12 protein-coding genes and 1 pseudogene are annotated in these 13646 nt (G+C 73.4%); 10 read left to right on the forward strand and 3 right to left on the reverse strand.

Annotation, left to right across the window (positions count from 1 at the left end; genetic code table 11):
* Positions 1-60 precede the first annotated feature (60 nt).
* Positions 61-951, forward strand: coding sequence for an undecaprenyl-diphosphate phosphatase (locus tag J7523_RS07350; RefSeq protein WP_291884488.1), 891 nt, complete (start codon positions 61-63; stop codon positions 949-951).
* Positions 952-954: 3 nt separating this feature from the next.
* Here J7523_RS07350 and J7523_RS07355 read toward each other — a convergent pair whose 3' ends face one another.
* The gene (locus J7523_RS07355; protein WP_291884257.1) at positions 955-2001 is read right to left on the reverse strand and encodes a magnesium and cobalt transport protein CorA; all 1047 of its coding nucleotides are present in this window, start codon (positions 1999-2001) and stop codon (positions 955-957) included.
* Between the two features lie 57 nt (positions 2002-2058).
* On the opposite strand from J7523_RS07355, the gene mshC reads away from it, so the two are divergent.
* On the forward strand, positions 2059-3309 hold the full coding sequence (mshC, locus tag J7523_RS07360) for a cysteine--1-D-myo-inosityl 2-amino-2-deoxy-alpha-D-glucopyranoside ligase (protein ID WP_291884260.1): 1251 nt from the start codon (positions 2059-2061) through the stop codon (positions 3307-3309).
* Between the two features lie 22 nt (positions 3310-3331).
* Here the strand turns inward: mshC and J7523_RS07365 are convergent, their stop codons facing one another.
* Positions 3332-4189, reverse strand: a complete 858-nt coding sequence (locus J7523_RS07365) for a PAC2 family protein (RefSeq protein WP_291884263.1) — start codon at positions 4187-4189, stop codon at positions 3332-3334.
* A gap of 83 nt (positions 4190-4272) precedes the next feature.
* Here J7523_RS07365 and J7523_RS07370 point away from each other — a divergent pair, with 83 nt between their 5' ends.
* Positions 4273-4989: an HAD family phosphatase gene (locus J7523_RS07370; RefSeq protein WP_291884266.1), complete on the forward strand. Its 717-nt coding sequence runs from the start codon at positions 4273-4275 to the stop codon at positions 4987-4989.
* 4 nt (positions 4990-4993) lie between these two features.
* Here the strand turns inward: J7523_RS07370 and J7523_RS07375 are convergent, their stop codons facing one another.
* Positions 4994-5881 (reverse strand): PD-(D/E)XK nuclease family protein, encoded by an 888-nt coding sequence (locus tag J7523_RS07375; protein WP_291884490.1) that lies wholly within the window; start codon positions 5879-5881, stop codon positions 4994-4996.
* Positions 5882-6029: 148 nt separating this feature from the next.
* On the opposite strand from J7523_RS07375, the gene J7523_RS07380 reads away from it, so the two are divergent.
* From J7523_RS07380 to prcA, 7 genes and pseudogenes are all read left to right on the forward strand, one after another.
* Complete coding sequence (locus J7523_RS07380; protein WP_291884269.1) at positions 6030-7175, forward strand: site-2 protease family protein; 1146 nt, start codon at positions 6030-6032, stop codon at positions 7173-7175.
* Positions 7176-7233: 58 nt separating this feature from the next.
* Positions 7234-8241, forward strand: a complete 1008-nt coding sequence (locus tag J7523_RS07385) for a tRNA (adenine-N1)-methyltransferase (protein ID WP_291884280.1) — start codon at positions 7234-7236, stop codon at positions 8239-8241.
* Between the two features lie 203 nt (positions 8242-8444).
* Positions 8445-10080: pseudogene (gene arc, locus J7523_RS07390) on the forward strand (proteasome ATPase).
* Positions 10081-10136: 56 nt separating this feature from the next.
* Positions 10137-11744 (forward strand): depupylase/deamidase Dop, encoded by a 1608-nt coding sequence (dop, locus tag J7523_RS07395; RefSeq protein WP_291884283.1) that lies wholly within the window; start codon positions 10137-10139, stop codon positions 11742-11744.
* Positions 11745-11877: 133 nt separating this feature from the next.
* Complete coding sequence (locus J7523_RS07400) at positions 11878-12072, forward strand: ubiquitin-like protein Pup (RefSeq protein ID WP_291884285.1); 195 nt, start codon at positions 11878-11880, stop codon at positions 12070-12072.
* Between the two features lie 6 nt (positions 12073-12078).
* A complete protein-coding gene (gene prcB / locus J7523_RS07405; protein WP_291884287.1) occupies positions 12079-12921 on the forward strand; it encodes a proteasome subunit beta in 843 nt (280 codons plus the stop codon).
* Positions 12918-13646, forward strand: a complete 729-nt coding sequence (prcA, locus tag J7523_RS07410; protein WP_291884289.1) for a proteasome subunit alpha — start codon at positions 12918-12920, stop codon at positions 13644-13646. Before prcB ends, prcA begins: the two co-directional genes overlap by 4 nt.

Raw genomic sequence — 13646 nt, forward strand, 5'->3', positions numbered from 1 at the left:
AGGACCGCCGGGGACGGCCCGCCGTGCCAGGCAGCACCACTAAGGTGACCGCTCGTGAGCATGGGTGCTGGTGAAGCGATCCTCCTCGGTCTGGTCCAGGGACTGACCGAGTTCCTGCCCGTGTCGTCGAGCGCGCACCTGCGCATCGTCGGCGAGCTGATCGGGTCGTCCGACCCCGGCGCGGCGTTCACCGCGATCACCCAGCTCGGCACCGAGTCCGCGGTGCTGCTGTACTTCCGCCGCGACATCGCGCGCATCTGCTCGGCGTGGTGGCGGGCCGCGCGGGGTGACCGCGGGCTCGACTGGCGGTCGCGGGCGGGCCTGGCGAACGACCGTCCGGCCGACCACGACGCGCTCATGGCGTGGTTCATCGCGCTCGGCTCGGTACCGATCGTGGTGCTGGGCCTGCTGTTCCAGGACGCGATCGAGCAGACGTTCCGCAACCTGTGGCTCATCGCGCTCACGCTCGCCGGCTTCGGTCTGTTCCTCGGCTGGGCGGACAGGCGGGGAGCGCACCGACGGCCGCTCGACGACCTGACGCCGCAGGACGCGATCAAGTTCGGCCTGTGGCAGGCGCTCGCGCTCATCCCCGGGGTGTCGCGCTCGGGCGGCACCATCACGGGCGGTCTGCTCATGGGCTACACCCGGGAGGCCGCCGCCCGGTACTCGTTCCTGCTGGCCATCCCCGCGGTGTTCGGTTCGGGCCTGTTCCAGTTGGCCAAGAGCGCGGGCGACTTCGGTACGGCCGGGACGCCCGGGTTCGGCGCGACGCTGCTCGCGACGCTCGTCGCGTTCGTCGTCGGCTACCTCGTCATCATCGTGTTCCTGAAGATCGTCTCGACCTTCAGCTACGCGCCGTTCGTCTGGTACCGCGTCGGCCTCGCCGTGCTCGTCGTGATCCTCCTGCTCACGGGTGTGCTGGACGCGAACAGCGCACCCGCCAATGCCTGACCGCTACAACCAGCCCGACCGTCGGAACACGCGGTACAGCAGCCAGCACACGCCGCCCATGACGGCGAGCGCGATCGGGTAGCCGTACGTCCAGGTGAGCTCGGGCATGTGGTGGAAGTTCATGCCGTAGATCCCGGCGATGAGCGTGGGCACGGCGGCGATGGCGGCCCAGGAGGAGATCTTGCGCATGTCCTCGTTCTGCCGCACGGACACCTGCGACAGGTGCGCGGAGAGCATGTCGCCGAGCAGCCGGTCGTGCGCGTCGAGGTGTCGGTCGACCCGGTCCGTCGTCGCCTGCAGGCGCCGCAGCCACGGCTTGGCCTCGTCGCCCCCGGGGTCGTCCTCGGCGTCGGCGAGCAGGTCGGGCAGCACCGTCGTCACGGGTCCGAGCGCGCGGCGGGCCTCGCCGATCTCGCGCTTGAGGTCGTAGATCTGCTCGACGGGATCGGTGCGACGGTCGGACGAGAACACGACACGCTCGGTGTCGGCCGTGGCCTCGCCGAGCGCGATCTCGACGTCCGAGGCGGTCGCCACGAGCGTGAGCAGCACCGCGGCCAGCACCTGCCGCACGCCGTGGTCGGGCACCGCGGTGCCGGTCGTGAGCTTCTCCTCGGCGTGCTCGAGCACGTGCGCGTCCCCGAGCTCGCTCATGAGGACGACGTGCGCCGCCACGACGCACGTGAGGGCCCCCGTGTGCACGTCGCGGGTCTGCTCGACGTACGACAGCGTCGGCACGGTGAGCACGATCTCGCCGTCGGGCGTGCGGTCCACCCGGGCCCGCATCGGGTGGCCCGGCGACACGGGGTGCGCGCTGGGCCCGCGGTGCTCGAGCGCCGCGACGACGTCCTCGCCGAGCCCGTACCGGCGCGCCGCGTCCACGAGGCCACCGGGCTCGGGCAGGACGACCCACCGGGCGCCGCCGTCCCGTGTGGCGCCGTGGTCCGGCGCGTCGTCGTGGCCGAGCGCGCGCCACCCGTCGGGCGTCTGCACGCACACGCGCTCGTCCCGCTCGTCGCGCTCGTGCTCGGTCGTCGGCGTCGTCGTCCCCACGGCTGCATCGTGACACTGCGCGCCGCCGTGCGTGCACAGACGGCTAGGCTGCCGCCCGTGCTCACCTGGCCCACCCCGCCGATCCCTCAGCTCCCCGGACGCGGTGCGCCGGTCCAGGTCCGCGACTCCTCGACCGGGCGCCTGGTCGTCGCCGCGGCCGGTCCGGAGGCGACGCTGTACGTCTGCGGCATCACGCCGTACGACGCGACGCACATGGGTCACGCCGCCACCTACGTCGCGTTCGACGTGCTCGGACGCGCCTGGCGCGACGCGGGCCACACGGTCCGCTACGCGTCCAACGTCACGGACGTCGACGACCCGCTGCTGGAGCGCGCGTCCGCGACCGGTGTCGACTGGCGGGCCCTCGCCGTCGAGCAGACCGCGCTGTTCGCCGAGGACATGACGGCCCTCGGCGTCGTGCCTCCCGACACCTACCTCGGCGTCGTCGAGTCGATCCCCGCCGTCGCGCAGGCCGTCCGCACGCTGCTCGACGTGGGCGCCGCCTACCGTGTCCCGACACCGGGCTCGACGGGCCTGGGCGACGTGTACGCCGACCTGTCGAAGGACGCCGACTTCGGCGCCGTGGCCGGCCTGGACGACGACACGATGCGCGCCCTGTTTGCCGAGCGCGGGGGAGACCCCGACCGCGAGGGCAAGCGGTCACCGCTCGACCCGTTGCTGTGGCGCTCCGAGCGGCCCGGCGAGCCCGCGTGGGACGGCGGCGAGCTGGGCCCGGGACGCCCCGGGTGGCACATCGAGTGCGCGGTGATCGCGCGCGACGGGCTCGGGCTGCCGTTCGACGTCGAGGGCGGCGGCTCCGACCTGCTGTTCCCGCACCACGAGATGAGCACGTCGCACGCGCGGCTGCTCGACGCGGGCCACGGCGCCCGCGTGCACGTGCACACCGGGATGGTCGGGCTCGACGGCGAGAAGATGAGCAAGTCGCGCGGCAACCTCGTGCTCGTCTCCCGGCTCCGGGCGGACGGCGTCGACCCGATGGCCGTGCGCCTCGCGATCCTCGCCCACCGGTACCGCGACGACTGGGACTGGACCGACGCCGGTCTCGTCGCCGCGCAGGAGCGCCTCGAGCGGTGGCGCCGGTCGGTGTCCGGCAACGGTGGACCGGACGCGACGGCCATGCTGGCCGGGGTTCGCGCGGCGGTCGCCGACGACCTCGACACGCCGACGGCGCTCGCCGTGGTCGACGCGTGGGCCGAGGCGGCGCTGGCAGGGACGGCCGACCCCGTCGAGGGCGCACCGGGCGTGGTGGCGCGCACCATCGACGCGCTGCTGGGCGTCCGGATCTGACGCCCGGCGCGGCCGCAGCCAGTCAGCCGCCGGTGCCCTTGTCCCTCCGCCGCAGGTAACGCTCGAACTCCTGCGCGATCGCCTCACCGCTCGCCTCGGGGAGGTCGGCGGTGTCCTTCGCCTCCTCGAGCTGGCGCACGTACTCGCCGATCTCGTTGTCCTCGCCGGCGAGCTCGTCGACGCCGTGCTGCCACGCGACCGCGTCGTCGGGCAGCTCGCCGAGCGGCACCGGCTCGCCGAGCAGCTGCTCGATGCGGTGCAGGATCGCCAGGGTCGCCTTCGGCGACGGCGGGTGCGCCACGTAGTGCGGCACGGCCGCCCACAGCGACATGGCGCGCATGCCGCGGGCCGCCGCCTCGTGCTGCAGCACGCCCACGATGCCGGTCGGCCCCTCGTACGTGTTCGGGTCGAGTCCGATGAGATCGCGCAGGTGCGGGTCCTCGCTCGTGGAGTTCACCGGGATCGGCCGCGTGTGCGGCACGTCCGCGAGCAGCGCACCGACCGTGATGACCGTGCGCACGCCCATGCCGGACGCGATGTCGAGCAGCTCGGCGCAGTACCGGCGCCACCGCATGGACGGCTCGATGCCGTGCACCAGGACGACCCGCCGGCCGGTCCGGTTGGCGTCGGCGAGCGCCACGGCGGTCGTGGGCCACGTGATCTCGCGCGTGCCGTCGGGGCCGGGGCCGATGACCGGCCGGTTCACCTGGAAGTCGTGGTACTCCTCGGGGTCGAGCTCGTCGACCTGCTCGGCGTCCCACACCTCGTGCAGGTGCTCGAGGGCCTGCGTCGCGGCTGATCCCGCGTCGTTCCATCCCTCGAAGGCGGCGAGCATCACCGGCTCGGCGTCCGGGAGCTCTGCGGGTCCGTGCTCGCTCATCCACCCAGCGTAGGACGCTTGCCCCGCGCACCCCCGCAACGGGTGGTCCGAGGGCGCGCCGGGCCGTGCCTAGCATGGACACCATGCCCACCCCTTCGGACGCTGCCCCGACCGTGCCCGCTGACCGGCCCGCACTGCCGCCCGCGGTGCTCTGGGACATGGACGGCACCCTCATCGACACCGAGCCGTTCTGGATCGCGGCCGAGACCGAGCTCGTCGAGGCGCACGGCGGGGTGTGGACGCACGAGGACGGCCTCCAGTTGGTCGGCAGCGCGATGACGGTGTCGGCCGGCATCCTGCGGTCGCGCGGGGTGGACCTGCCGGACGACGAGATCGCGGCGTTCCTCAACACGCGCGTCGCCGCCGGTGTCGCGGCGGGCGTCCCGTGGCAGCCCGGCGCCGAGCGCCTCCTGAAGGAGCTGAAGGCCGCCGGCGTGCCGATGGCGCTCGTGACGTCGTCGTTCCGTGTGCTCGCCGAGCCGTTCGCGCGGGTCGCGCCGTACTTCGACGTCGTCGTCGCCGGTGACGACGTCTCCCGGCCGAAGCCCGACCCGGAGCCGTACCTGCGTGCCGCCGCGGCGCTCGGGGTCGACGTCGCGCGGTGCGTCGCGCTCGAGGACTCGCGGTCGGGCATCGCCTCGGCTGTCGCGTCGGGCGCGCGCGTGGTCGCGGTCGAGGTCATGCAGCCCGTCACGCCGCGACCCGGGCTCAGCCGGGTGGCGTCGCTCGAGGACCTCACGCTCGACGACCTCGCGCGCATCGCCTGCGGGGACGAGCTGGAACCGGGTCCGGCCGTCTGACTCGTCAGGCGGCCGGCGTCACGGCCAGCGGCGTCACGCCGATCGCCCGTTCGACGGCCCCCTCGGGCACTTCGGGGGGCGTCCCGCCGAACGCCGGGCACAGGTCGCGGAACGAGCACCAGTCGCACAGCTTCGACGGTCGCGGCCGCCAGTCGCCGGTGCGCGCGGTCTCCTGGATGCCGGCCCAGATGGACCGCACGCGCGCCTCGAAGGTGTGCATCTCGGGCTCGGTGGGCTCGTGCTTGAGGACAACGCCGTCGCCCAGGTACTCGAGCTGCAGGAGCTTGGGGAGCACGCCCCGCGTCTTCCAGATCACGTAGGCGTAGAACCGCATCTGGAACAGCGCGGAGCTCTCGAACCCCGCGCGCGGCGACCGGCCGGTCTTGTAGTCGACGACCCGCACCCACCCGTTCGGTGCCACGTCGACCCGGTCGACGATGCCACGCAGCTGGGGGCCGTCCTCCAGCTCGGTCGACACCGACAGCTCGCGCTCGCGCGGCTGCAGCCGCGTCGGGTCCTCGAGCGTGAAGTACGTGGCGAGCAGCCGCTCGGCGCTCGCGATCCACTCCGCGAGCTCGTCGGGCGTCGCGAACATCTCGGCGACCTGTGGCGAGTGCTCGCGCAGCTCGTCCCAGCGCTCCGGAAGCAGTCCCGTCGCCGACTCGAGCGTCCGCTCGACGGCCGGCAGGTCGAAGAGGTGCTCGAGGACCGCGTGCACCAGGGTGCCGCGCGCCGCGGCGACGCTCGGCGGCTCGGGGAGCCGGTCGACGACGCGCAGCCGGAACATGAGCGGGCACTGCAGGAAGTCGTTCGCGCGCGACGGCGACAGGCCCGGCTTCGACGGGGGACGAGCGGCGACGGCCTCGACCTGCGCCTCGACGAGCTCCTCCACGGAGTCGTCGTGCGCCGTGTCGACCTGCGCCGTCGCCAGGTCCGGCACCACCTCGTCGACGTCCTGAGAGCTCACACCACGAGGGTAGGCGCCGGCACCGACACCACCGGCGCACCGGCTCGCGCGTCGCGCCACCTAGGCTGATCCGGTGAGCACCCCGCCCCCCGCCCGACGAACCTCCGGCTGGGTCATCGGCCGCGCGGCCGGCGCACCGATCATCCTGGCGCCGAGCTGGCTGCTCGCGGCGCTGGTCCTCACGCTGCTGTTCGCGCCGACCGTGCGGAACCGGATCGGGGACGTCGGCGCCGGCGTGTACCTCGTCGCGCTGGTCTTCGTCGTCCTGCTCTTCGCGTCCGTGCTCGTGCACGAGCTCGCGCACGGCCTCGTCGCGCGGGCGCGGGGTCAGCAGCCCCACGAGTTCGTGCTCACGCTGTGGGGCGGGCACACGTCGTTCGGGGGCGCTGCGCCGACGCCCGCCACGAGCGCGCTCATCGCCGTCGTCGGGCCGATCGCGAACCTCGTGCTCGGCGTCCTGTTCCTCGCGGCCGCCCGGGCCGTCGACGCGACCGCGACCGGCGCGCCCGGCATCACGAGCCTGCTGCTCTACTCGGGCGCGATCACGAACGGCTTCGTGGGCCTGTTCAACCTGGTGCCCGGCCTGCCGCTGGACGGCGGCCGAGTGCTGGAGGCCGTCGTCTGGGCGGTCACCAGGAACCGGCACACCGGCACGGTCGTCGCGGGCTGGTGCGGCCGGGTCGTGGCGGTCGGCGTGTTCGCATGGGCACTGCTCCTGCCGCTCGTGCGGGGGTACCAGCCGAACGTCGGCGAGGTGCTGTGGGCGGCGCTCATCGGCGCCTTCCTGTGGTCCGGCGCGTCGGGCGCGGTCCGGGGCGGCAAGGCGCAGCGCGCGGTCGACCAGGTGACGTTCGCCACCGTGGGTCGCCGGGCTGCGACCGTCGGCCACGCCGACTCCGTGGCCCGCGCCGGTGCCGCGGCCGCGGCGGCGGGTGCCGAGGAGGTCGTCGTGCTCTCGCCCGACGGGCGGCCCGCGGCGTACGTCGACCGCGCGGCAGCCGCATCGGTGCCGGCCGAGGCCGCCGGCACCACGCCTGTCACGGCCGTCGCGGTCCCGCTCCCGGTCGGCGCCGTCGTCGACGCGTCGCTGACCGGCGCGGCGCTCGTGCAGGCCGTCGGGCAGGCGACCCGGCTCGCCCCCGTGGTCGCGGCCACGGTCGACGGCCGGGTCGTCGGCCTCATCCGTGCGACCGACGTCATCGCGGCCATCCGGCAGTAGACCCCCTCGTCCGGCGGCCGGACCGGCGCGGGCCGCCAGGCTCCTAGACTCGTGGCCCGTGACCACCGACTCCCAGCCCGCCGGCGCCGCTCAGCGGCGCGGTCCCTTCCGCACCGGTGACCGCGTGCAGCTCACCGACCCGCGCGGCCGGCTCCACACGATCACGCTCGCACCCGGCGGGACGTTCCACACGCACCGCGGCTACTTCACGCACGACGACCTCATCGGGGCGCCCGAGGGCTCGGTGGTCCGGAACACGGCAGGCATCGAGTACCTCGCGGTGCGGCCGCTCCTCGCGGACTACGTGCTGTCGATGCCGCGCGGCGCGGCGGTCGTCTACCCCAAGGACGCGGGCCAGATCGTGGCGATGGCCGACATCTATCCGGGTGCGCGGGTCATCGAGGCCGGGGTCGGCTCGGGCGCGCTGACGATGTCGCTGCTGCGCGCCGTGGGTGACGGCGGGTCGCTGCACTCGATCGAGCGGCGCGAGGACTTCGCGGCGATCGCGCGCGGCAACGTCGAGGGCTTCTTCGGCGGACCCCACCCCGCGTGGACGCTGTCGGTCGGCGACCTCGCGGACGTGCTGCCGGTCGTGGCGGAGCCGGGTTCGGTCGACCGGGTCGTGCTCGACATGCTGGCCCCCTGGGAGAACCTCGACGTCGCGGCGCAGGCACTCGCCCCCGGGGGTGTCCTCATCGCGTACGTCGCGACGACCACGCAGCTGTCGCGGCTCGCCGAGGACGTCCGCACGGACGGCCGGTACACCGAGCCGGAGGCGTGGGAGTCGATGGTGCGCGGCTGGCACCTCGAGGGCCTCGCCGTGCGACCGCAGCACCGGATGATCGGGCACACGGGCTTCCTGCTGACCACGCGCCGGCTCGCGGACGGCGTCGAGGCACCGCTGCGCCGCCGTCGTCCGGCGAAGGGCGCGTACCCCGTCGGCGAGGACGGCGCGCCCGCCGCGGACCCCGAGCTGTGGTCGCCCGAGGCCATGGGGGAGCGGGCCGTGTCGGACAAGAAGCTGCGCCGCGCGCGCCGCGACGTGGGGCAGGCGCCGACCGACTGAGCGCCTCGGTCCACGCCCAGGTGCCTCGTCCCGCGGACGTGCGTCCGCACCGCGAGACGTTCCGGACACACCGCCCCTGTTCGCGCGGACCGGTTGACACTGGTGGTTAGGGTCGTCGGACCAGCAGGCACAGCGCCGTGCACGGTGGTGGCAGATGTGGTTCGAGACGCACCCCGGTACGACGCGGAACGGAGGCCGAGACGATGACCGACCCGAACGCCCCTGGACGTGACCTGCAGCGCGAGCTCGCCGTGCTCGCGGCGAAGAACGAGCGCCTGAGCGAGGCACTGGTGGCCGCGCGAGAGCAGATCCTCGACCTCAAGCGCCAGGTCGACGACCTGGCCAAGCCGCCCGGCACGTACGCCACGTTCCTCGGCGCCCGCACCGACGGCTCCGTCGACGTGGTGTCCTCCGGCCGCAAGATGCACGTCGGCGCGAGCCCCGCGATCGACGTGCACCGGCTGAAGCCCGGCCAGGAGGTCATGCTCAACGAGGCGCTCACGGTCGTCGAGGCGGGCGGCTACGAGAAGGTCGGCGAGATCGTCACGGTCAAGGAGATGCTCGGCGAAGGTCGGGCCCTCGTGGTCGGGCGGGGCGACGAGGAGCGCGTGGTCCGGTTCGCCGGGCAGGTGCTCGACGCCCCGGTGCGGATCGGCGACGCGCTGACCATCGACTCGCGCAGCGGGTTCGTGTTCGAGGTCATCCCGCGCGCCGAGGTCGAGGAGCTCGTCCTCGAAGAGGTGCCGGACATCGACTACACGGACATCGGCGGGCTCGGGCCGCAGATCGAGGCCATCCGCGACGCCGTCGAGCTGCCGTTCCTGCACCCCGAGCTGTTCCGCGAGCACGGCCTCAAGCCGCCCAAGGGCGTGCTGCTGTACGGCCCCCCGGGGTGCGGCAAGACGCTGATCGCGAAGGCCGTCGCCCACTCGCTCGCCGCCACCGCGGCCGAGGCGCGCGGCGACGACGTCACGGAGGCACGCAGCTACTTCCTCAACGTCAAGGGCCCCGAGCTGCTCAACAAGTACGTCGGCGAGACCGAGCGGCACATCCGGCTGATCTTCGCCCGCGCCCGCGAGAAGGCGTCGCAGGGGCACCCGGTCGTCGTGTTCTTCGACGAGATGGAGTCGCTGTTCCGCACCCGCGGCACGGGCGTGTCGAGCGACGTCGAGACGACGATCGTGCCGCAGCTGCTGAGCGAGATCGACGGCGTCGAGCGGCTCGAGAACGTCATCGTCATCGGCGCCTCGAACCGCGAGGACATGATCGACCCCGCGATCCTGCGCCCCGGACGCCTCGACGTGAAGATCAAGATCGAGCGGCCCGACGCGGAGGGGGCCCGCGAGATCTTCGGCAAGTACCTCACCGCCGGACCTGCCGATCCACCCGGACGACGTCGCCGAGCACGGCGGCTCACCGGCGGAGGCCGTCGAGGCGATGATCACCCGCGTCGTCGAGCGGATGTACACCGAGAGCGAGGAGAACCGCTTCCTCGAGGTGACGTACGCGAGCGGCGACAAGGAGGTCCTCTACTTCAAGGACTTCAACTCGGGCGCGATGATCCAGAACGTCGTCGACCGGGCCAAGAAGTCGGCGATCAAGGACCTGCTCTCGACGGGTCAGCGTGGCATCCGGGTGGACCACCTGCTCACGGCGTGCGTCGACGAGTTCCGCGAGAACGAGGACCTGCCGAACACGACGAACCCCGACGACTGGGCCCGGATCTCCGGCAAGAAGGGTGAGCGGATCGTGTTCATCCGCACGATCGTCCAGGGCAAGAAGGGCACGGACGGCTCGCGCACGATCGAGACGGTCACGAGCACCGGTCAGTACCTCTGAGACGCGCCTGCGAGACGCGACCGGTCGCACGGTCACGGGACACCTAGGGTGGTCCCGTGACCGTGCGCCGCGTGATGGGGATCGAGACCGAGTACGGGATCCTCCAGCCCGGCCGGCCGCTGGCCAACCCGATGCTGCTGTCGAGCCACGTCGTCGCGGTGCACGCGGCCGCCCGCGAGGGAGCCCGCACGAAGGCGCGGTGGGACTACGACGACGAGGACCCGCTGCACGACGCGCGCGGCTTCCACCTGCAGCGGGCCTCCGCGCACCCGTCGCTGCTCACGGACGACCCGACGACGCCCGCACCGTCGGGCGACGGCCCGCAGGCCCTGCCCCGAGCCACGACCGAGGAGTACGAGGACCCGGGCGCGGCGAACGTCATCCTCACCAACGGCGCACGGCTGTACGTCGACCACGCGCACCCCGAGTACTCGTCGCCCGAGGTCACGAACCCGCTCGACGCGGTGCGGTGGGACCGCGCCGGCGAGCAGGTCATGCTCGCGTCGGTGCGTGCGCTGGCCTCGACGCCCGCGCTGCCCGACGTCGCGCTGTACAAGAACAACGTCGACGGCAAGGGCGCGACCTACGGCACGCACGAGAACTACCTCGTCGAGCGTGCGGTCCCGTTCGGCGACCTCGCGTCGCGCCTCATCCCCTTCCTCGTCACCCGGCAGGTGTTCACGGGCGCGGGCCGTGTCGGCATCGGTCAGCGTGGCGAGCAGCCTGGCTTCCAGCTGTCGCAGCGCGCCGACTACATGGAGGCCGAGATCGGCCTGGAGACGACGCTGCGCCGCCCCATCGTCAACACGCGCGACGAGCCGCACGCCGACCCGGACCGGTGGCGCCGTCTGCACGTGATCATCGGCGACGCGACGATGCTCGAGGTCGCGACGTACCTGCGGCTCGGCACGGCGGCGCTCGTGCTGTGGCTGATCGAGCGGGCGGTCGGGGAGGGCGGCGCCGGCGGCGGGCTCACGATGGTCGACCGCCTGGCGCTGCGGGACCCGGTGACAGCCGTGCACACGGTCAGCCACGACCTCACGCTGACGGCCCGCCTCGAGCTGGCGGACGGTCGGCGCCTCACCGCCCTGGAGATCCAGCAGGAGTACCTCGCCGCGGTGCGCACGGCGCTCGACCACGTGGGCGGCGACCTCGACGCGCAGACGGCCGACGTGCTCGCGCGCTGGGAGTCGCTGCTCGGGGCCCTGGCCACCGATCCCGCGTCGTGCGCCCGCCAGGTCGAGTGGCTCGCGAAGCTGCGTCTGCTCGACGGCATGCGTCGCCGCGACCGGCTCGCGTGGGACCACCCGCGGCTGGCCGCCGTCGACCTGCAGTGGTCCGACGTCCGCCCCGAGCGTGGCCTGTACCACCGACTCGTGGCCGCCGGAGCGGTCGACCTCCTGGTCACCCCGGAGCAGGTCGACGAGGCCGTGGTCCGGCCGCCGGCCGACACGCGCGCGTACTTCCGCGGCGAGGTCGTCGCCCGGTACGGGGGTGAGATCTCGGCGGCGAGCTGGGACTCGGTCGTGTTCGACGTCCCCGGTGCGGCGACCCTGCAGCGTGTCCCCATGCGGGACCCTCTGCGCGGCACGCAGGCGCACGTCGGCGACCTGCTGGACCGGTGCCCGGACGCCGCGTCGCTGCTCGTCGCCCTCGGCTCCTGACGGCCCGGCGCCCCGGACCCCGCCGGCCGCGGCCGACCCGCGCTGTCCGGGTCGCGGGCACTCGGCCCGGATGCGTCGGAGGATGGGCCTAGGGTGGTGTCGAGAAGGATCGTCGGTGCACGGGGAGGTCTCCATGGCTGGTCAGGAACAGGTGCGGCCCCGCCGCGACGACGAGGAGCCGGACGTCCCGGACACCCCGACCCCGGCGACGCCGTCCGCGCAGGCGCGGGACGCCGAGGTGGACGCGCTGCTCGACGAGATCGACGACGTGCTCGAGTCGAACGCCGAGCAGTTCGTGCGCGGCTTCGTCCAGAAGGGCGGTCAGTGAGCGCCGATGACCCTGCACGACATGCCGGCCTCCGGGCGGCTGCCGCACGCCTTCACCACTCCAGGCTCGTCGTCGTTCGTGGACTTCCTCGCGGGGTACGCCCCGCACCTGCTGCCGGGCAACCGGCCGCTGCCCACGTCTGAGGTCCCGGCCCCGCACGGGACCACGATCGTCGCGCTCACGTTCGACGGCGGGATCGTCATGGCGGGCGACCGTCGGGCGACCATGGGCCCGATGATCGCGAGCCGCGAGATCGAGAAGGTCTTCCCGGCGGACGAGTACTCGGCCGTGGGCATCGCGGGCGCCGCGGGGCTGGCGGTCGAGCTCGTGCGGCTGTTCCAGCTCGAGCTCGAGCACTACGAGAAGATCGAGGGCAGCCTGCTGTCGCTCGACGGCAAGGCGAACCGGCTCGCCACGATGATCCGGGGCAACCTCGGCCTCGCGATGCAGGGCCTCGCGGTCGTCCCGCTGTTCGGCGGGTTCGACCTCGACCGGGGCCTGGGGCGCATCTTCTCGTACGACGTGACGGGTGGCCGGTACGAGGAGCACGACCACCACTCGGTCGGCTCGGGCTCGGTGTTCGCGCGCGGCTCGCTCAAGAAGCTGTGGCGTCCGGGTCTCGACGCCGCGGGTGCGGTGCGCGTCGCGGTCGAGGCGCTTGTCGACGCCGCGGACGACGACTCCGCGACGGGCGGGCCGGACACGGTCCGGCGGATCTGGCCGGTCGTCGCGACCGTGACCGCCGCCGGGTACCTGCGTGCGGGTGACGAGGAGCTCGGCGACGTCGTCGAGCGGGTCGAGCAAGAACGTCGCGAGGCCCACCGTGGGCGGGGAGGTGCCGCCCGATGAGCATGCCGTTCTACGTCGCTCCCGAGCAGCTCATGAAGGACCGGGCGGACTACGCCCGCAAGGGCATCGCCCGTGGCCGGTCCGTCGTGGTGCTGCAGTACGACGACGGCATCGCGTTCGCGACCGAGAACGCGTCGCGCGCGCTGCACAAGGTCTCGGAGATCTACGACCGGATCGCGTTCGCCGCGGTCGGCAAGTACAACGAGTTCGAGAACCTCCGGGTCGCCGGCGTGCGCTACGCGGACCTGCGCGGGTACTCCTACGACCGCGAGGACGTGACCGCGCGCGGCCTGGCGAACGCGTACGCGCAGACGCTCGGCACGGTGTTCACGACCGAGTCGAAGCCGCTCGAGGTCGAGCTGTGCGTGGCCGAGGTCGGCCGCGAGCCCGCGTCCGACCAGATCTACCGGCTGTCGTACGACGGCTCCGTCGCCGACGAGCACGGGTTCGTCGTGATGGGCGGCCAGGCCGACAGGCTCGGCGGGCTGCTCGCGGACGGGTGGTCGCCGGGCATGACGCTCCCCGAGGTGCTCGCGCTCGGGGTGCGGGTGCTCGGCTCCGCCGCGGACGAGGGCGGCGAGGTGCGAGCCATCCCCGCACAGCAGCTCGAGGTCGCGGTGCTCGACCGGACGCGGCCGCGACGGGCGTTCCGGCGGTTGTCGGGCGCGCTGCTCGAGGACCTGCTGGCGACGCCCGCGCCGGGCGCCGACGGCGGCACGGACTGA

The sequence above is a fragment of the Cellulomonas sp. genome (assembly GCF_017744555.1).
In the GTDB taxonomy this organism is placed as follows: domain Bacteria; phylum Actinomycetota; class Actinomycetes; order Actinomycetales; family Cellulomonadaceae; genus Cellulomonas.

What these genes read in the sequence shown, in the direction of transcription:
- J7523_RS07365 (WP_291884263.1), bottom strand. Translation starts at nt 4,189, where the DNA reads ATGAGCGAGCACGGACCCGCAGAGCTCCCGGACGCCGAGCCGGTGATG.
- J7523_RS07370 (WP_291884266.1), top strand. Translation starts at nt 4,273, where the DNA reads ATGCCCACCCCTTCGGACGCTGCCCCGACCGTGCCCGCTGACCGGCCC.
- J7523_RS07400 (WP_291884285.1), top strand. Translation starts at nt 11,878, where the DNA reads ATGGCTGGTCAGGAACAGGTGCGGCCCCGCCGCGACGACGAGGAGCCG.
- J7523_RS07350 (WP_291884488.1), top strand. Translation starts at nt 61, where the DNA reads ATGGGTGCTGGTGAAGCGATCCTCCTCGGTCTGGTCCAGGGACTGACC.
- prcB (WP_291884287.1), top strand. Translation starts at nt 12,079, where the DNA reads ATGACCCTGCACGACATGCCGGCCTCCGGGCGGCTGCCGCACGCCTTC.
- prcA (WP_291884289.1), top strand. Translation starts at nt 12,918, where the DNA reads ATGAGCATGCCGTTCTACGTCGCTCCCGAGCAGCTCATGAAGGACCGG.